Source organism: Nocardia sp. NPDC057455 (assembly GCF_042802775.1).
In the GTDB taxonomy this organism is placed as follows: Bacteria; Actinomycetota; Actinomycetes; order Mycobacteriales; family Mycobacteriaceae; genus Nocardia.
This window is the reverse complement of sequence record NZ_JBHVDM010000033.1, coordinates 1-18,027: the sequence shown is the minus strand read 5'-3', so window position 1 is coordinate 18,027 and position 18,027 is coordinate 1. Positions and strand designations below refer to the sequence as shown.

The window sequence follows — 18,027 nt, the reverse complement described above, 5'->3', positions numbered from 1 at the left end:
CTAGTTGCCGGGGACCGGGCGCGACAACTCGTCGCCGGTGACGCCCGGCGGTCGGGTCGACCCGTTGTCCGGGATGTCGGGACGTGGCGCATTCGCCGAACCGCGCACCTGCAGGGCGGGATCGCTGGTGACGCAGTAGTTGTAGAGCCGGATCCGGGTGTCGGTCATCTTGTCCGTGGGCACGACGGGAATGGTGTCGTACTCGCACGTGGGGCGCGGCCAGATGTCGACCAGCGTGTGGAAGGCGTTGTCGTGGGCGGGTATGCCCAGCGCCTCCGAGCCGACCCGCAGTGCCGGGAACAGGGCCGAGATGGCCGGGGCGCGCAGCTTGGCGGCCTTGGTGATCGCGACGAAGTTCGTGATCAGATCGGTGAGCGGGTCCTGGGTGCGGGACACGAAACCGCCGAGGGTGCGCAACTGGACCGGCCCCTCGTCCAGGAGGTGACGTACTTCCTGGTCCGCCGCGGTCAGCTGCTCGAACAGCACACCACCCGTGCGCGTGAGTGTCGCGAGATCCGGTTGTGCATGCGAGGTCGTCTCCGCGATCACCTCGAGGTTCTCGATCAGTTGCCGTGTCTGCGGAAGCAGATCGGTCAACCCGGCCATGGCACGGCTGATGCCCGACACCATGTTCCGCAACTGGTCGGGGCCGCCGGCCAGCGCCTTGTCGAGTTCGTCGACGATGATGGTCAGCCGCTCCGGGTTCAATCCCCCGATGAAGCCGCTGAGATTGGTCAGCACCGACTGCACCGTCACCGGGACGGTCGTTTGGGACCGTTCCACCAACGCCCCGTCGGTGAGGTAGGGACCGGTATCGGAATCCGGACGGAAATCCAGGTACTGCTCGCCCGCTGCCGACAGCCGGCCGACGGCGACCGTGCCGCCCACCGGGATCTTCGCCGAGGAGTCGATCTCGGCGACGGCCGCGATGCCGCTGCCCGCGACTTTCACCTCGCGGACCTTCCCCACCCTGGTACCGCGGAAGGTGACGTCGTTGCCTGCCGACAGCCCACCCGACGACTGGAGTTCCACTGTCACCGAATAGGTACTGGGCAGCGGGTTGATCCGCAGGACTTCGGCGCCGAGATAGACCGCGCCCAGAACCAGCACCACGACCAATCCCACGTTGGCGAGCACGATGCGTTGCCGTACGAGCCATTGCCACAAGGGAGGATTCATCGGTCTCCCCCTTGCTCCGGATGCTGCGGAGGACTGGTGACCCGCCCGATCACCTTCTCGATGACCTGCGCCAGGCTGCCGATGAACGCCGGCACGTCGCCGAGTTCGGGCAATCTGCTGCCGCTGGGATCGGTCAAGGCGCCGACACTGAGATACGACACCGTCGCGGCGACCGCCAAGGCGGGACCATCCAGGCTCGCCATCAACGACGGATACAGGGTGTGCAGGCCGTTCAATGTTCCACCCAGGTCGTCACCCATCTGGGTGAAGCCCGCCATCAATCGCTGGATGCTGTCGAAGAGGCTGACGGCTCGAGGTCCGGTCGTCTCGGTGAAGTCACCGAGCGCGGTCATCGTCGTCGACACTTTGTCGAGCAGGTCGACGATGGACTGGTTGTTCTCGGCGAAAAGGGCCAACAGCGCCGGGAACGTGTCGGCGGCATCGCCCAGCTCGGCTTTCCGTCCGGCCAATTCCCCGGTCAGCACGTTGAGGCCGGTCAGGGTGTTGTCGATGTCTCCGGTTCGCTGGTTCAGCGCGGCGATGACGGCCGTCATCTCGCTGATCAAGTGCGCCAACTCCGTGGCGCGACCGGCGAACATCGAATCCATCTCGGAGGTGATCTTCGCGGCCTGATTGATGCCGCCGCCGTTGATGAGCATCGAGACCGACATCATCAGTTGCTCGACGGACGCGGCGGCCGAGGTGTGCTCCGTGCCGATGATGTCACCGGCGCGCAGATTCTCACTCCCCGCCGGCGCCGCGGGCAATGTCATCGCGACGAAGATGTCTCCGAGCGGCGTCGCCTGACGCAGTTCGGCGGTGGTACCCCGTGGGAGCTGAATATCCTCCCTGATCAGCATTTCCACCTCCGCGATGAAGTTGGTCGTGCTGATCGCGGTGACGACTCCGACATCGGTCCCACCGATCTTCACGTGCGCGTGATCGGGCAGATTGAGCGCGTCACGGAACGCCGCGCGAATCGTGTAGCCCGGCGCTCCGATACCGGGTTTCGGCATCGGCAGATCGGACACCGTCACGGTGCAACCGGTCGCGGTGCTCACCGTCGCGACCAGCGCGGCGGCCATCGCGGTGCGTCGAAGCCCATTCGTTCCGATCATTTCGTGATCCCCAGAAGTGCTGCGGTGAGCCCGAAGTCGGGCCCGAAGTCCTGGATCTTCCCGGTACGGCAACCGTCGAGGCGCAGCTGGATCCGTTCGCAGAACTGCGACACGACTTCATTGTCGAGCAGAACCTTGTCGGTCAGCGCGTGCAGGCGCAGCGCTTCGTGCTCCCGGCTGACGGAGTTGGACAGGTTCTCGAACAGCAGTGGTCCGACGTCGACGATCTCGGTGAGTCCGCGGGCGTTGGCACGCATCTGCTCGGTAATCGTCGTGAATCGCTCCAGCGCACCGGCGAGCTGATCGGAGTTCTCGCCGACCAGCGTGCCGGTGTTGGTGACGAACTGGTCCAGCTGCTGCAGTACCGCCTGCAGGCCGGGCGCCTGGTCACCCATCAGCTGCACCAACTCGGTGAGGCGGCCGCTGAAATCGCGCACGGTCTGGTCGTTCTGGGCGATGATCTGGGTGATCTCGTTCAGCTTGATGATCGTGTTCGAGATCTGATCCTTGTTCGCGAAGGTCACCTCGAAGGCCGAGGACAGTGCGTCCAACGTCTCGCGCAGGCGGTCGCCATTGCCGTCCAGGAGCGGGAACAGGACCCGGCTGGCCATGGGGCCGCTGTCGTTGTCGCCTTTCAGGGCGGCGCCGAGCTGGTCGAAGTTCTGCAGGATGCGGTCGAGCTCGACCGGTGTCCGGGTCCTGGCCAGCGGGATGTGCGCTCCGTCGGCCAGGATCGGTCCGTCGCCGCCGTAGGCGGGCGCGAGTTCGACGTGGCGGTTGGTGATCAGCTGCGGCGACACCAGGGCTGCGATGGCATCGGCCGGGATCTTCGTTCCCTTCTCCAAGCTCATGGTGACCTGGACGTAGCTGCCCTTGGCCGCCACGGTGTCGACCCGGCCGACCGGAACTCCCAGTACCGCGACCTCGTTGCCCGCGTAGAGCCCGGCGACATTCTCGAAATCGGCGCTGATGCGCACGTGCTCGCCGAGGTACTGCCTCGGCAGCGAGGACAGGCTGTCCGGGACGAGCGCGCAACTCGCGGTGGCCAGCGCGGCCACGATCAGCCCACCGATTCGGGCGAATCGTCGTGTTCTCATCAGTTGCACCCCTGTACGGCTCGAGCGAAACACAACCAGTTGTCCGGGAAGAACCATGGCGCCCACACGTCTCCGTAGGGCCCGTTGCCGACGGCGTTGTTGAACTGACGCAAAGCGATGGGCATGTTCTCGTAGAGGCGGTCCAGATTGTCGCGGTTCTTCTCCAGCCCCTCCGACATGGTGTTCAGATCGTGGATCAGGGGCGCGAGCTGTCCGTTGTTCTCCAGACCCATCTGCTGCAGCAATCTCGACAGTGCCGCGACGTTGTCGAGCAATTGCTTCAGCAGATCCTGCCGCTGCCGGACGGCGTCGCCGATCGCTTCTCCGCGGGTCAGCAACAGCAGCACGCTGTTCTGGTTGTCCGAGACGAGCTGGGACACCTGATCCATGCTCTTCAGCAGCGAATCCACCTCGTCACGCCGATCGCTGACGACCTTGGCGAGTGCACCGATACTGTCGAGCGCCTGGACCGCCAGCTGTGGGGATTGCCCCATCTGCTGGTCGACCAGATCCAGCGCTTGCCGAAGCTTCTGCGGATCGATGCGCTCGATGCGCTCGAAGGAGTTCTTGTATTTCGGGTCCTGGATCACCTTGCTCAGGTTGTAGGGCACCGAGGTGTTCTCGATCCGTATGCGGTTGCCCGGCAGACCCTTTCCATCTCCCGGCACCAGGTCGACGTGCAGCCGGCCGAGGATCGTCGACATCTTGATGGCCGCGCGCGCATCCGGCCCCAACCGAAGATCGCGGCGGACCTTCAGATCCACCAGGACCTTGGTGCCATCGAGGCGAACGGAGCGCACCTCGCCGACCTCTATTCCGGATACGTCGACCGTCGCACCGGGACGCAGACCGGCAGCCTGGGCGAACTCGGCGTGAATCGTCTTGTCTCCCAATCGGGCTTGGGTCAATACGCTCGATCCGATCAACAGCGCCGCCACCGTGGCCGCCGCGATCAAGCCGAGCCGCAGATACCGATTCCGCAGGAATCCCAGCGCCGGAATACTTTTGATCATCGGCACACCTCCGAATGCGAGTTGCCGCCCACTTGGGAGAACAGCCCAGGAGGCAACAGCACACCCCACAACGACACGTCCAGGCTGCACAGGTAGGCGTTTCCGTAGGCGCCGTTGCTGGTGAAGCGGGCGACGCCGTTGAGGACGGCGGGCAGTTCGACCGCGGCCCGGTCCAGCGAGGCGCCGTTGAGCAGTAGCAACGCGACACCCGTGGTGGCGTCGTTCTGCGCCTTCGCCAGCCCGGGCTTGACCTGCATGATCAGCCCGGTCAGCGAATCGGTCGTGTGAGCTACCCGGTCGACCGAGTGCTTCAGACTCTCTCCTTGTGAGTAGAGGGCCTCCACCAGCGCCCTGGCCTGCGTGAGCAGTGTCTCGAGCTCGCCGCTGCGATGGGCCAGACCACTGATCACCGAGCTCAGATTGCCCAGGACTTCCCCCAGTATCTCGTCGCGCTGCCCGAAGGTGCCCGCGAGCTGGGATGCTTGCACGATGAGGTTGCCGAGCGACACCTGATTGCCCTGGAGGGCTTGGATCAGCGTTTCGGACAAGGAGTTGACCTGGTCGGGCTGCAGCACGCTGAACAACGGTTCGAATCCCGACAGGAGTGCGGACACGTCGAACGACGGCTCGGTTCGTTCCACCGGAATCAGCGCCCCGGGCGCCATCACGGCGCCCGCTTCCTTGCCCGGCGCCAGGGCGATGTAGCGCTGCCCGATCAGGTTCTGGTAGCGCACCAGCGCCTTCGTCGTGGTGGTGAGATGCTGGCGGTCATCGATCCGGAAGTCGACCTGGGCGCGGTAGCCGTCGGCGAAATCGATCTTGTCCACGCGGCCGATCCGCACGCCCGCCATGCGCACGTCGTCCCCGACGCGCAGCCCCAGCACGTCGGAGAAGATCGCCGAATAGCGATGGGTGTCGCCGGCGACCGACCGCTGCAAGGTGGACCAGATGGTGCAGGTGAGCGCGACGGCCACCACCGCGAACACACTGAATCCCGCCAGCGCCTTGGCTGATTTCATTTACCCGGCCCTTCGTCGTCGGCGGCTACGGTGACCGATCCGCCGGCCAGCACCGGGCTCAGCAGCAGGTACTGCGCCACGGTCGGCCGCGTTCCCACGATCGCCGCCACGGCATCGGATCCGCGCAGCGCGATCGGCTTCGCGGTCGCGCCGGGATCCTGCGTGCCGGGCTCCGTCGGCGCGACGGCGCTCGGCGTCGGCGCGAGCCCGGGGATGGACGGCAGACCCGGAAGGAAGGGAAGGCCGGGGATCGCAGGCAGGCCGGGAAGCACCAGACCCATGGCGCCCATTGGAGCGGGGGAAGCAGGCACCGGCGCGGGACCTGCCGCATCGAGCCACTTCGGCACCAATTGCGGCGGATAGTTCTGCTCCGGCGCCACGTCCGGAACCGTGGCGCCGCCGCAGCGGGGGCCGTACTGGTCGCCGTAGTGCGGGCAGTCCTTCGCCGTGTATTGCTGGAAGGGCGTGAACGAGACATCCATCTTCCACACCATCTGCCTGGCCGGGCCGAAATGGAATGTGGTGGCCAGCCGTTGCAGCGCCACATTCAGGTTCGCGGCGGTGTAGGGAATGGCTTCCGGGTCCTTGGCCAAGCCGCCGAACAGATCGTCCAGTCCGGCGACGAGGAACTTGCCCGCGTCGGGATTACGGGCGAACAGCGCGTTGACCGTGTCGACCGTCGCGTTTCCGGTGGCCAGCAGGTCGATGAGTTCCGATCGCCGTTCGGCCAGGGTGCGGGCGGTGGTCACCGACTCCGACAGCACCCCGACCAGTTCGGGAGCCGACTGGCTCAACGCGATCGACGCTCGCCCGAGATCCCCGAGCAGTGCGTCGACGCCGGGCGTCGCCCTTATCTCGGTCATCCAGTTGTCCAAGCGCTCGATCGTCGAGCCGGGCACACGCGCCGAGGGCTCCAGCGCCGCCGAGAGGGTGGCCAGCACTCGGCCCAATTTCTCGGGCTGGATGTTGTCGAGCACGTTGCGCAGCACATTCAGCGTGGTCTGCAACGCCACCGTCTCGCTGCCGGTGTCCTCCGGAATGGTCGCACCGGCGCGCAGCGTCTTCGGTTCCGGTCCGTTGTCGACGAGTTCGATCGCCGTGACGCCGAACAGATTGTTCGGGATCACCCGGGCGGTCACGTTGACCGGAATCGTCTCGGCGACGCCGGGTTTCAGATCCACGTCGGCATGCTGCACGGCACCGCGGTTCACCACATCCACCGCGGCCACCCGGCCGACGACCATGCCGCGGAACTTGACGTCCGCCCGGCCGGGTAAGCCGTCGCCGGTGCTGGTGAGCACGATGGTCACCGGCACCTTGTCCTCGAAGTAGCCGGTGTACCGCAGCGCCAGCAGGTACAGCAGAACCGCGACCGTGGTCAGCACCGCCAGCCCGGCGAGGGTCAACTGTTTGGCGCTCGGTCCGCGGCCACTGGGGTCCAGAATCATTGTCGGCCTTACCCCGAGATCCGGAATCCGGGATCGATGCCCCAGATGGTCAATGTCAGAAAGAGATTGGCGAACACCATCACGACGATCACCATCTTGATGGCACGTCCGGCCGCGACCCCGACACCTTCCGGGCCACCGGTGGCGACATAGCCGTAGTAGCACTGGATGAACGTCGACAGCATCACGAACACCACCACTTTGAGCAGTGAGAAAAAGACGTCCGTGCCGATCAGGAACTGGAAGAAGTAGTGATCGTAGGTACCGGCCGCCGTTCCGCCCAGGAACAGCACCGTGATCTTGGTGGTCAGATAGGCGGTCGCGAGACCGATGCTGTACAGCGGGATGATGGTCAGGGTGGAGGCGATCATGCGCGTGCTGATGAGATACGGAAGCGGGCGAATGGCGATGGACTCCAGCGCATCGATTTCCTCGGATATCCGCATGGAGCCGAGTTGAGCGGTGAATCTGCATCCCGCTTGAATCGCGAAAGCCAGGGTCGCCAGAATCGGCGCGAGTTCCCTGGTGGTGGCGAAGCCGGAGATCGCGCCGGTGAGCGGCGACATGGTAAGGAGGTTCAACGCCGTGAACGACTCCATGCCGACGATGATGCCGCCGAACGCGCACAAGATCACGACGACGCCGATCGTGCCGCCACCCACGATGAGCGAACCATTGCCCCAGCCGATGTCGGCCGTCAGCCGCGCGACCTCACGGCGGTAGTGGCGCAGGACGAACGGGATGGCGGCGAGTGCCTGGAAGAATGTGATGGCCTGGTGCCCCACGCGTTGGTTGGCGTGTACCGGTGCCAACGCGGCCTGCCCGACGGCGCGCAGCGGCTTCAGCGCCGGGGGTGTGTAGCTGCTCGCCATCCTCACACCACCTTGGCCGGGAACAACGTGTTGTACAGCTGGGTCAGGATGATGTTGGTGGCGAACAACATCAGCGCGGAGCTGACCACCGCCGAGTTCACCGCGTTGGCGACCCCACCTGGGCCACCATGCGCGTGCAAACCGATGTCACAGGCGATCACCGCGGTCAGCACCCCGAAGATGGCGGCTTTCACCAGGGCGATGATCAAGTCGTCGGCCACGGCGAAGGAGGCGAACGAGCTGATGAACGAGCCCGGCGTGCCGGACTGGGCGTACACATTGAACATGTAGGCGGTCGCGAATCCGACGAACACGACGAACCCGCAGAGCAAGACGCTCACCAATACCGCCGCCGCGAGACGGGGCGCGACCAGGCGACGTACCGGGTCGACGCCCATCACCATCATGGCGTCGATTTCTTCCCGGATGGTTCGCGATCCCAGATCGGCACAGATGGCCGAGCCGACCGCACCGGCGACCATCAATGCCGACACCAATGGCGCGCCTTGACGGATGATGCCCAATCCCGCGACCGCCCCGATGAATGTCGTGGCGCCCACTTGGTTCACGAGAGCGCCGACCTGGATGGACACCACGACGGCGATCGGAATGGCCACGAACACTGTCGGCGCGGCCGACACACTGGCCATGAAGGCACACTGTTTGATGAACTCCTGGTAGGGAAATCGTCCCCGGACCAGCGAAACGAACAGTTGGACAATCGCTTCGCGGCCCAAAGTGACTTGACGGCCCAGCGTTTCCAGCGAGCGCTGGGGGTGGCGTCGCCACAATCCCGATGCGCCGGCGACCATCTTCTCGATCTCGCCCGGTTCCAGTGGCGGTTGCTTGTCGGCTGGCGATCGCAGCGAGGCAGTCACTGGTGGCCGTTCCTTTCGATTTCTCGTCCGCCGCACCAGCGGCCGCCCCTTCGAGGGCGCGGAGCGTGTGAAGTGTTGCACACCGCACAGACGTCATACAAGAGACAAGTGATTGACTATTTATTTGTGATGCAAGACCGCCGCCCGTCGTTCGGCTCACCTCATCTCGCCGAATTACACCGCTCTGATCTGCAATCTTGCACCAGACTCAAGTGCCAACGCGCCTGCGTGAGACGGTTGATGAATCGGTAAGTGACCGCACATTCCCCTCTTATGATGTCGATCAGCCAGCCGGCAGAGGACGCTAGGTGAGGCCTTCCAACCACCGTTGCAGCAACACCGCCAGTGCGACGAGCACCGCACAGCCGGCCAGCAAGAGGCTCAGCACGGCCACCCACACCCCGGCACGAAGAACGGGATGAACCTTCATCCGCCCACCGAGGATCTTCACCACGATCACGAGAACATCGATGAGCCACACCAAAGCCATCATCAGGTCATGCACACATTCGAGAACGTGAGCACCGGCCAGCACACGATGGACCCCAGGAACGACATCACCAGGTCGATGCCGTGCATATCGCGCAGATGACCGGTGTGGGTGAGCGTCCAGATCACCCCGGCCGCCCCGTAGGGAACGCCGATGATGATGAGGGTGCCGAGGAACTCGGAGACCTTCATCTCGTAACCGAGTATTCGGTCGAGTCTCTTGAGCATGCGTCGATGCATCCTTTCGCTTCGATCCGCGCCGCGCGCACGGGACCGGGACATCTGCCGGAGGCAGGTGTCCGGCCATCCGGATCGGCCAACGGGACCCGAGCAGCTATGTTAGTCATTATTCTCATAGGAACGGAAGGCTTTCGGGCGAATACGCCCTGAAGTGCAGGATATGAGCAGGAAATAGGCACACATCAGCAGCCCGATACAGCAGTCATGTTGATGGTGATTCTCAATCTTGCTCCTACAGCCGAGCCGCGCCGAAGGGGCAGCCGGTGGACAGCAGCCAGCCACACAGCCCCCGAGACACCCGCCTCCACACCGGGCTGCCTCGACTCCCCTCGGGCAACCTACGTCCCCCTGGACCGACGAAACACGGCCACTCGCGCAAACGCGACGGTCCGCGCCGCCGCCGAAACCCCGCCGCCCGGCCGTGACCCGGCTTGCCCTTGTCCATAACGAGCGTCATAGAGTAGCGTCACGCTCTATAACGAGCGTTATAGCGCTGAGCCGACATACCGAAGGAGCGCACAACAATGCCGATGATCCAGCTCACGCTGCCGTCCGGGACCCTCTCCGCGGAGGCGCGCTCAGGGTTGCTGAAGTCCCTGCCCGAAACCCTGCTGAAGTGGGAAGGCGCACCGGACAACCCCTTCTTCCGCGCCCAGGCCTGGTGCCGTCTCGAAGAGGTCGCCGACGGCGGGTTCGCGGCGCTCGGAGACGACCTGCCTCGTTTCCGGATCGACGTAACCGTCCCGGCAGGCGCGCTGTCCGACCGCCGCAAAGCGGGACTCATCGAGGAAGTCACCGAGCAAGTGCTCGTCGCGGCAGGTCTCGCCGAGGGCGATGCCCTGCGTGTGTGGGTACTGATCCACGAGCAGCCCGAGGGCACCTGGGGGGCGGCGGGCAACGTGGTGAAGTTCCAGGAACTGGCCGCGCTCGCACAGGAGCAGCGCGCGAATGCGTGAGCTGCAATTCCTCCGCCCCGGACGTGTGGAGTGGCGGGAACGGCCCACGCCGGTGTTGCGCGATGCGCGCGACGCACTCGTTCGCCCCTTCGTCGCAGGACGTTGCGATGGGGACACCATGCCGATCCACCGGCACGTCTCGCGGGCGATGCAACTCGGTATGCGAACCGGATTGATAGATCCGATCGTGGCCGGCATCTGCGGACCCGTCCCGTTCCGGGGACCGTTCGGCATCGGCCACGAGTGCGTCGCCGAGCACAGAGCATCGGCCTGTACGCGGCCGGATTGACGGTCCGGCACGGTGCGGAGGTCGTCGACTACGTCGATCACCGCCCCGAGCGACTCGATATCGCCGAAAAGCTCGGTGCCCAAGCACATTTCACGGCGTCCAAAGGCAAGCTGCGGCCCGCCGACATCCCGCGCACCGACTACGACATCGCCGTGGAGGGCACCTCTTCCGCCATCGGGGTCGAGCTGGCGCTGCGCTCGCTCGCACCGGGCGGCATCTGCCAACCCGTCGGGTACTACCTGCGAGCCGGAACCAGAGTTCCGCTGATGCACATGTACGCCAACGACGCCACGCTGAAGATCGGCGTGTCGAATGTCCGGTCGATCCTGCCCGACGTGCTGGATTTCGTCGCGCGACAAATTTTTCCGCTGAAACAGTCACCACCGTCACCGCCGACTGGGAAGACGCCCCCGATGCCTACACGGCGCACACCACCAAGCTGGTCCTGCACCGCGAGCCCCTGTACGCCGCCGGGGCAGGCTGAAACTCGCCACCGGTGTCCGCTGGCCGAGCCGGATTTCGCCGCGTAGCCTCGACCTCCCTCGAGCGCCGTGAGGCTGCGGTACACCGTGCACGAGCGATCGAGGTCCAGGCCCGTGCGATCGCCGCTAGGCTGACGCCGACGAAAGCGCCGAAACACCGTTCGGGTGTGGCAAGGCCGGCACTCGTGGTCCGGCGCGGAAGCAGTGAGGTGTGCGTGATGCGGGACAGCCGGTGGCAGCGGGCGGTCGCGGCCGTCGTATGCGGAGTCGGACTGGTGGCGGGGTCGTCGGTGAGCGCGGCGGCGGACGCCGCCGATGACGCCGGTGTCGTGTGGTTGTGCAGGCCGGATCGGGCGGATGATCCATGCCGAGGGAGTTCGGCGACGACGGTTCGGCAGGCGGGACAACCCGATCTGCGCGAGGACCCCGCCCCTGCCGGTGATTCGGGGGTGGACTGCTTCTACGTGTATCCGACGGTGTCATCGGAGCCGACGCCCAACTCCGATACCGCCGTGACGCCGGAGGTTCGGGCGGTCGCCGAGCAACAGGCGGCCCGATTCTCCCAGGTCTGTCAGGTGTTCGCGCCGGTGTACCGGCAGCGGACGCTCACCGCGTTGGCCACGGAGCGGACGTACACCCCCGAGCAACGCGCGGAGATGGCGCGGATCGCCTACGACGACGTCCTGCGGGCATGGCGGCAGTTCCTCGCAGAGCGCGAAAGCGCAAGGCCGGTCGTGCTGATCGGGCATTCGCAAGGGGCGCGCATGCTGCGCCAGCTGATCAGGGAGGAGATCGAACCGCAGCAGGCGGTACGCGACCGGATCCTGTCGGCGATCCTGCTGGGCGGCAACGTGGTGGTGCCCGAACACGGTGACGTCGGCGGCGACTTCCGGTACCTGCCGCTGTGCCACAGCGAGGGACAGACGCGATGCGTGCTCGCCTGGCAGACCTTCGGCACGACCCCGCCGCCCGACAGCCGATTCGGCCGCAACCCGATGACCCCGGAGCCGCTGCCACGGCCGTACGGCCCGGGCTACGAGATCGCCTGTACCAATCCGGCCTCGCTGAGCCGCAACGAATCTCGCACCGCGGCGACCCTGCTCCGCGCGAACCCGGTGCCCAGCCCGCTCGGCGTCGAGGTGGCGCTTCGGCAGGGGCCATCCGCCGTTGTCGCGGCGACCCCGTGGCTGGTTCCCGCCGAGAAGTACCGGCTCCAGTGCGTGCGTGACGGCGGCGCGACGGCGCTGATGGCGACTCCCGCGCCGGGCAGCCCCGAGCTGTATGCCGTCCCGGACGCGACCTGGGGTCTGCATCTCACCGACGTGGAGATCGCATTGGGCGATCTGATTCGCATCGTGGCGTCCCAGAGCAGCGCTCATCGCGCCGCGCACCGCTGAACCGACGGGCCACGACCGACGGCGAACGTATCGAAGCGCGCGCAACGTCGCGGGCTGCGGCACCCGCCCGCGCCGGCGCCGACCTCGCTCGCGTCGAACGAGAGTGGCGCCGGCTGCCGATCAGGGCTTGTTCGGGTCCAGCGCGTCCTTGACCTTGCCGACAAGTCCCGCCTCGGTGCCGAACGCAGCCGAGCGCGGCTTGCCCTGGGAGCCGTCGTAGGTGGCGTAGAGCTTCGGGTCCGGCGGCGGGGCCGAGGCCTTGTCGCCCAGCGGCTGCGGGTCGGCGAGGAAGCCGTTCTGGTGTACGCCGTCCGGGGCGACACCCGTCGCCCAGCGGCCCTGGTCGGACTGGGTGCCGTCGGACAGGTGCCACAGGCTCGTCGCGTGCTCGGAATGCTCCTCGTCGAACAGTGCGTTCGGGGTGATGGTGTCCTCCAAACCGTCCTCCTTCAGCTGCTCGATCGCCGCGAGCCAAAGATTTTGATGGTAGGTGTCCCGGGCCAGGTTGAACTTCAGCATGTCCTTGACGCCGGAATCGTCGGTCATGTTGTACAGGCGTGCGGTCTGGATGCGGCCCTGGGCCTCGGCGGCTACGTTGGCGCGGAAGTCTGCCAGAAGGTTGCCGCTGGCCACGATGTATCGGCCGTTCCACGGCACACCGTTGCTGTCCGACAGCGAGGGCCCGCCGCCGGAGACGATCGCCTGCTGCGGATCCATTCCGCCCAGCACGGCGGCGACTACCGGATCGGCCGCGGCTTCCTGTGTGGCGCGTGTCGCGGGAGCTCCTTCGAGCAAGCGCGCGACCATGGTGGCGATCATCTCGACGTGCCCGATCTCCTCGGTGGCGACGTCCATGATCATGTCCTTGTACTTGCCGGGCATCCGGCAGTTCCAGCCCTGGAACAGGTACTGCATCGTGACGGTCATCTCGCCGAACGCCCCGCCGATGAGCTCCTGGAGCTTTCGCGCGTACACGGGGTCGGGCTTCTCGGGTTGAACGTCGAACTGCAAATAATCGGTATGACGGAACATGCATTCCTCCAAGACGACGAACGGGATCTCCTCCCCGTCGGGCGGATACCTCCGCCGATCCGGAGCAAACCCGGAGAAAAGATGGATTTTTGAGCAATTCCTGTGCGACTCAGTGGAATTCGCGCACACTAATAGAACGGTTCGCCGTGTGGCAAACCTCAGAAGTGCGCATAATCCGGATCGGACTCAGGCGCGGGTGGAGGGGTGCTCACCTCGCCGCAACGGCGGCAGGTGCTCCACCACCCCCGCCGCCAACGCCAGGGCATGACTAGCCTGCGCGCACCCCGCCGCCCATCGCCCAGGTGCTCGGCGAGCCGCCTGGTCGAGCCGGTCGCGCGAGCGATCCAGCGGCGAGAGAGGCACCGCTGCCAGCGCATTACCCGGTAGCCGCCGGGCGACGCTCGGATGCGGCCGCGTGGGCGCGGTGACCCGCACGGCCAGCCACGCCCACCCCACGCGGCGCAGGGCCGGTAGGTCGAGTGCCTCCTGCAACTTCGGGAGCAATACGTCCTCCTCGTCCCGTACGTCCTGACGCAACAGCTCCTCGATCCTCCCGAACAGCCCGTGCTGCTCGGGGCTGTCCGCGTCCATCGTCTCCAGTTCGCTGAACAGCTCGTTGATCTCCTGATGCTCCTGCTCGACCCGCAGCGTCAGTTCCTGTCCGTCGGCCAGGACCCGCCGGGCCAGCGGCCATAGCACCGCTTCCTCCGCGAACGCATGGGGGAAGACCAGGCGGCACAGTGCGGTCAGCGCATCCCGCCGCGCGTCGCCCTCACTGGCGTCGATGCGGGTCAGCAAGGCATCGAGGAGTCGATGATCGCGGCGCTGCAGGCTCAGCACACTGCGCCGGCCGCCCAACTCCGCTTCGGTCTGATCGGCAAGCGAACGCGGCATCGGCAGCTCCTTCGTCGTGGGTCGGCTCTCGCGCACGTCCTACCCTCACGTCGTCGAGGGAAACACCTCGCCGTCCGGGAAGTCGCTATCCGCCGTTTCGACTGGATTCGGGAGCCGTCTGGTCGGGGACGATCGCTACCGCGTCGATCTCGACCAGGGCGCCGGGGCGCGCGTGTCCCGCCGTGGAGACGACGGTGATGGCGGTGCGGTGTTCGCCCCACACCGAACGCGACGCCGCGTAGCCCACCTGGGCGTCGACCCCGTCGACGAGGTAGATGGTGAGTTTGACGACGTGCTCGGGACCGGTGTTCGCGGCGGCGAGCACGGTCAGGACGTTGCGCATCGCCTGGACGGTTTGCGCTTCGATGCCGTCGAGCAGCTTCCCGGTGCGGTCGGTGCCGAGCTGGCCGCCGACATAGAGCGTCCGAGCGGCGGGTGCGATCACGCCCTGTGTGAAGGCCGGGTTCCGGTGCAGTTCCTCGGGGTCGAGATGCGTCGTGGTCACGGGTCTCCTGACGGTGCCGGAATCGGTATACAGGTAGAGGTCGCGCAGCAGGCAGACCTCGGACAGGTGGTGGATCAGCTCGCGGTGGATGTGCAGCACCAAGTCGGCCATGGGCAACTCGGGAAAGGGTTCCTTCGAGCCGATCGGGACCCGGAGGCCGGCCTCCCCGAGACCGCGCACTCCGGTCAGCCAGGTGTCGATCTGGGCCTCGAGCTGGTCGAGCGCGGTGGCCGCGTCGCCGGCGTAATCCCATGTCTCGTACGACGCGGCGGGCGCGCCGAAGTGGGCCGCGTTACGCGCGGCCAGCACACCGACGATGACATGACCGAGACGCCAGGCGATGGTGGTGAACGGCGCCGGGACCGGCTCGGGGAAGGCGTAGTCGATCGTGAAGTCGCCCGCACCGGCCTGCATGGGCGCAGTCGAAGTGCCGCGCGGCCACACGTTCCAGGCCTCCGGCACCGGCGCCCAGAAGTATTCGTCGTCGGTGAGGTTGTGCAGCCGGGGTCGAAGCTGATGGTTCCAGTGGAACTCCCACTGTTCGCGCAACGTCTTGTTCCAGTCGAGTTCGTCTGTGTCCATGCCGCCACCTTGACATGCCTAGCGGACAGAATCGGTCCGCTATTTCTGGCAGGCTGAGCGATATGGAGGTGGCGAGCGGTAACGAGCGGGGCACGACCGAGCGGGTGCTCACACTGCTCGGGCTGCTGCAGCAACGCGAGGTCTGGACCGGCCCCGAGCTCGCCGCCCGGCTCGGCGTCACACCGCGCACGATCCGGCGCGATGTCGAGCGCCTGCGCGCGCTCGGCTATCCGGTGCATGCCGACCAGGGCGTCGGCGGTGGCTATCGGCTCGGCCCGGGGCAGGACCTTCCGCCTCTGCTCCTCGACGACGAGGAAGCGATCGTCACCGCGTTGTCGCTCCTGGCCGGCGCGGGTGGCGCGGTCGCGGGCGCCGGTGACGCCGCACTCCGAGCACTGGCCAAGCTCGACCGGGTATTGCCCACCCGGTTACGGCACGAAGTGCACGCACTCTCCGGCGCGGTGGAGTCCTTCGGTGGCGGCCGCACCCCGGTCGACCCGGGCGTGCTCATGAGCCTGGCCAGAGCCTGCCGCGACGAGGTCGAAGCGGCCTTCGACTACCCCGCCGGGAGCGAGGTACGGCGGCGGCGAGTGGAGCCCTACCGGCTGGTCGCCTCCGACCGCCGCTGGTACCTGCTGGCCTTCGACCTCGATCGCGACGACTGGCGCAGCTTCCGCGTCGACCGGATGACCGAGGTGTCCGCACGGACGTGGCGCTTCCGTCCGCGTGCGGCGCCCGAGGCAGCGGCCTACGTGCAGGAAGGGGTGGCCAGCCGGGTCTACCCGCATCGAGCCCGCTTCCTGGTGCACGCCTCTGCCGACACCGTGCGCGCGCAGATCCCGGCGTCGGCGGCGGCGGTGCGACCGCGCGGCAGCGGATTGTGCGAAGTACTCAGCGGCGCCGACGGCAGCCTCGACATCGTGCTCGTGCACATGCTGCTGCTGGGGCACGACTTCGAGGTACTCGACCCTCCCGAGCTCGGGCGACGCAGTCGCGCGCTGGCGCAGCGACTGCTGGCGGCCGGGGCGGCCATCGCACCCGCGCCGGACATCGAGGAGTCGTGAACCGGCCGCGAGCGATCGGCGAGACAGGCGGCCGATGCCCCGGTGAATCTCCGCGCCGGAGATCACCCGGGCGGATTCATCAGGGTCGTTCGTGGACGGTCAGGAGCAGATGATCGAATCGGGTGCGCTGCTGAACCGGCCCGCCGCCCGCCGCGACGACCGCGGCGACGAGTTTGGCCGCCAGGTCGCGCAGTTTGGTGTTGGTCTCCTGGGAGCGCCACTGCAATACCCCGAACGCCTGTTCGGCGTTGATGCCGTAGACGAACATCAGGACGCCTTTGGCCTGCTCGATGACCTCGCGCGCGGCCACGACCTCCGGCAGCGTCTCCTTCAGCACTTCCTGCCGGTTCTCGTCCAGCCGGCCGGTCAGATCGACGTAGTAGCCGGTGGTTCCCACGGTCGCGCCGGTCGAGTCGTGCAACCGATCCCCCACCACCAGCACGTGATGCACCCGGCCGCCCAAATCGATGATGCGGTGCCTGCTGCAGAACGGCTCGCCGGTCCGCACCGCCGTGGCCAGCGTCTCCGCGACCGTGGCACGGTCGTCCGGGTGCTTGTGCGCCAGCAGTAGTTCCGTGGTCGGCTCGACCGTCCCCGGTGCGTACCCGTGCAGGTTCGCGACCTGATCCGACCACTCCCAGCGGTGGTCGGCGAACCAGAATCGGAAGCTTCCGATGGTGTCCAGTTCCTGGCGGCTGCCGCCTGCGGTCTCCGCAGGGCTTTCGTTGCCAGGGTGCGCCGTCTTCTTCACCACTCGATCATTCACGCCCTGGGGCACCAGCGACGAGAAGATCGCAGCGCGCCGGTCGGACCGGAGCAATTTTTCCGCCGCCGCCTGTCCTGTGCCGGGGGCTGCTCCGGTGACTCGAGTCGGCCGATCGAGTGTGCCGACCGGGCGGATGCTCAGGCACGTCTACCTCGCCCCAGCGTCCAGCACACGAACGGTGCTGCGAGCGGAGAGGGGTTCGCAGTGGTCGGTGAAAAGTTTGGCGACGAGTTCGCCGCGGCTGGCGACGCCGACCTTCTCGAAGACGGCCTTCACGTGGTCGCGGACGGTGTGTGCGGAAAGGAAGAGCTGGGCGGCGATATCGCTGGTGGCCAGGCCGCGGGCGATCAGTTCGGTGACTTCCATTTCGCGCGTGGTCAACTCGTAGGCGGCGACCACCAGGGACATGATCTCGGAGGGTTTGGCGGGTGCGATCACCATCGCGGTCATCCCGGGACGCCCGTCGGCGTCGCGCAGGCAGGAGGCGTGGCAGACCAGCCAACGGCCGGTGCTGGACCGGATGCGGATCCGGGAGCTCTCACCGGTCAATCGGGCCCGTCCCGCGGTGCTGAGGATCCAGACCGGCAGCGGCAACGCGATGCCGGTGGCGGTCGGCGTCATCGGCCCACGCGGCATCTGGGCGAGCAGGTGCCGAGCCTCGTCATCGAGCGACACCAGACCGCCGGCATTGTCGAACAGCAGCATGC

At 66.7% G+C, this 18,027-nt stretch carries 19 protein-coding genes and 1 pseudogene; 4 read left to right on the top strand and 16 right to left on the bottom strand.

Annotated features, from left to right (window positions below; genetic code table 11):
* The 10 genes from ACFU5M_RS15895 to ACFU5M_RS15850 form a co-directional block, all read right to left on the bottom strand.
* The gene (locus ACFU5M_RS15895; protein ID WP_379049272.1) at positions 1-1,179 is read right to left on the bottom strand and encodes an MCE family protein; all 1,179 of its coding nucleotides are present in this window, start codon (positions 1,177-1,179) and stop codon (positions 1-3) included.
* Positions 1,176-2,297: an MCE family protein gene (locus ACFU5M_RS15890; protein WP_379049270.1), complete on the bottom strand. Its 1,122-nt coding sequence runs from the start codon at positions 2,295-2,297 to the stop codon at positions 1,176-1,178. The genes ACFU5M_RS15895 and ACFU5M_RS15890 overlap by 4 nt, the downstream gene beginning before the upstream one ends.
* Positions 2,294-3,394: an MCE family protein gene (locus ACFU5M_RS15885; protein ID WP_379049269.1), complete on the bottom strand. Its 1,101-nt coding sequence runs from the start codon at positions 3,392-3,394 to the stop codon at positions 2,294-2,296. Before ACFU5M_RS15885 ends, ACFU5M_RS15890 begins: the two co-directional genes overlap by 4 nt.
* Positions 3,394-4,407 (bottom strand): MCE family protein, encoded by a 1,014-nt coding sequence (locus ACFU5M_RS15880; RefSeq protein WP_379049267.1) that lies wholly within the window; start codon positions 4,405-4,407, stop codon positions 3,394-3,396. Before ACFU5M_RS15880 ends, ACFU5M_RS15885 begins: the two co-directional genes overlap by 1 nt.
* Positions 4,404-5,426 carry an MlaD family protein gene (locus ACFU5M_RS15875; RefSeq protein ID WP_379049266.1) on the bottom strand — a complete coding sequence of 341 codons (1,023 nt, stop codon included), beginning with the start codon at positions 5,424-5,426 and terminating at the stop codon, positions 4,404-4,406. Before ACFU5M_RS15875 ends, ACFU5M_RS15880 begins: the two co-directional genes overlap by 4 nt.
* Positions 5,423-6,874: an MlaD family protein gene (locus ACFU5M_RS15870; RefSeq protein WP_379049264.1), complete on the bottom strand. Its 1,452-nt coding sequence runs from the start codon at positions 6,872-6,874 to the stop codon at positions 5,423-5,425. The genes ACFU5M_RS15875 and ACFU5M_RS15870 overlap by 4 nt, the downstream gene beginning before the upstream one ends.
* 8 nt (positions 6,875-6,882) lie before the next feature.
* Positions 6,883-7,746: an ABC transporter permease gene (locus ACFU5M_RS15865; RefSeq protein ID WP_379049262.1), complete on the bottom strand. Its 864-nt coding sequence runs from the start codon at positions 7,744-7,746 to the stop codon at positions 6,883-6,885.
* Between the two features lie 2 nt (positions 7,747-7,748).
* Entirely contained in the window at positions 7,749-8,558 is an 810-nt protein-coding gene (locus ACFU5M_RS15860) for an MlaE family ABC transporter permease (RefSeq protein WP_379049352.1), read from the bottom strand.
* Between the two features lie 370 nt (positions 8,559-8,928).
* Complete coding sequence (locus ACFU5M_RS15855) at positions 8,929-9,117, bottom strand: hypothetical protein (protein ID WP_379049260.1); 189 nt, start codon at positions 9,115-9,117, stop codon at positions 8,929-8,931.
* Positions 9,117-9,341, bottom strand: coding sequence for a hypothetical protein (locus ACFU5M_RS15850; RefSeq protein WP_379049258.1), 225 nt, complete (start codon positions 9,339-9,341; stop codon positions 9,117-9,119). Before ACFU5M_RS15850 ends, ACFU5M_RS15855 begins: the two co-directional genes overlap by 1 nt.
* A gap of 536 nt (positions 9,342-9,877) precedes the next feature.
* Between ACFU5M_RS15850 and ACFU5M_RS15845 the strand changes: the two genes are divergently transcribed.
* The 3 genes from ACFU5M_RS15845 to ACFU5M_RS15835 all read left to right on the top strand — a co-directional run bounded on the left by ACFU5M_RS15845 (position 9,878) and on the right by ACFU5M_RS15835 (position 12,477).
* Positions 9,878-10,309 (top strand): 4-oxalocrotonate tautomerase family protein, encoded by a 432-nt coding sequence (locus ACFU5M_RS15845; RefSeq protein ID WP_379049256.1) that lies wholly within the window; start codon positions 9,878-9,880, stop codon positions 10,307-10,309.
* 243 nt (positions 10,310-10,552) lie between these two features.
* Positions 10,553-11,128, top strand: a complete 576-nt coding sequence (locus tag ACFU5M_RS15840) for a zinc-binding dehydrogenase (protein ID WP_379049254.1) — start codon at positions 10,553-10,555, stop codon at positions 11,126-11,128.
* A 170-nt stretch (positions 11,129-11,298) separates the two neighbouring features.
* Positions 11,299-12,477, top strand: a complete 1,179-nt coding sequence (locus ACFU5M_RS15835) for a DUF3089 domain-containing protein (protein WP_379049252.1) — start codon at positions 11,299-11,301, stop codon at positions 12,475-12,477.
* A 120-nt stretch (positions 12,478-12,597) separates the two neighbouring features.
* On the opposite strand, the gene ACFU5M_RS15830 is transcribed toward ACFU5M_RS15835, so the two are convergent.
* The 4 genes and pseudogenes from ACFU5M_RS15830 to ACFU5M_RS15815 all read right to left on the bottom strand — a co-directional run.
* Positions 12,598-13,509, bottom strand: coding sequence for a manganese catalase family protein (locus ACFU5M_RS15830; protein WP_379049350.1), 912 nt, complete (start codon positions 13,507-13,509; stop codon positions 12,598-12,600).
* Positions 13,510-13,695: 186 nt separating this feature from the next.
* A complete protein-coding gene (locus ACFU5M_RS15825; protein WP_379049250.1) occupies positions 13,696-14,403 on the bottom strand; it encodes a hemerythrin domain-containing protein in 708 nt (235 codons plus the stop codon).
* Between the two features lie 85 nt (positions 14,404-14,488).
* Entirely contained in the window at positions 14,489-14,908 is a 420-nt protein-coding gene (locus ACFU5M_RS15820) for a RidA family protein (RefSeq protein ID WP_379049347.1), read from the bottom strand.
* Positions 14,906-15,490, bottom strand: a pseudogene (locus ACFU5M_RS15815) (DinB family protein); the annotation flags it as partial. The pseudogene ACFU5M_RS15815 and the gene ACFU5M_RS15820, both read right to left, overlap by 3 nt.
* Before the next feature lie 62 nt (positions 15,491-15,552).
* Between ACFU5M_RS15815 and ACFU5M_RS15810 the strand changes: the two are divergent.
* Positions 15,553-16,554, top strand: coding sequence for a helix-turn-helix transcriptional regulator (locus ACFU5M_RS15810; protein ID WP_379049249.1), 1,002 nt, complete (start codon positions 15,553-15,555; stop codon positions 16,552-16,554).
* Between the two features lie 79 nt (positions 16,555-16,633).
* On the opposite strand, the gene ACFU5M_RS15805 is transcribed toward ACFU5M_RS15810, so the two are convergent.
* Entirely contained in the window at positions 16,634-17,305 is a 672-nt protein-coding gene (locus tag ACFU5M_RS15805; RefSeq protein WP_379049247.1) for a PAS and ANTAR domain-containing protein, read from the bottom strand.
* A 162-nt stretch (positions 17,306-17,467) separates the two neighbouring features.
* Positions 17,468-18,027: LuxR C-terminal-related transcriptional regulator (locus ACFU5M_RS15800; protein WP_379049245.1), on the bottom strand; the 560-nt coding region annotated here is incomplete at its 5' end.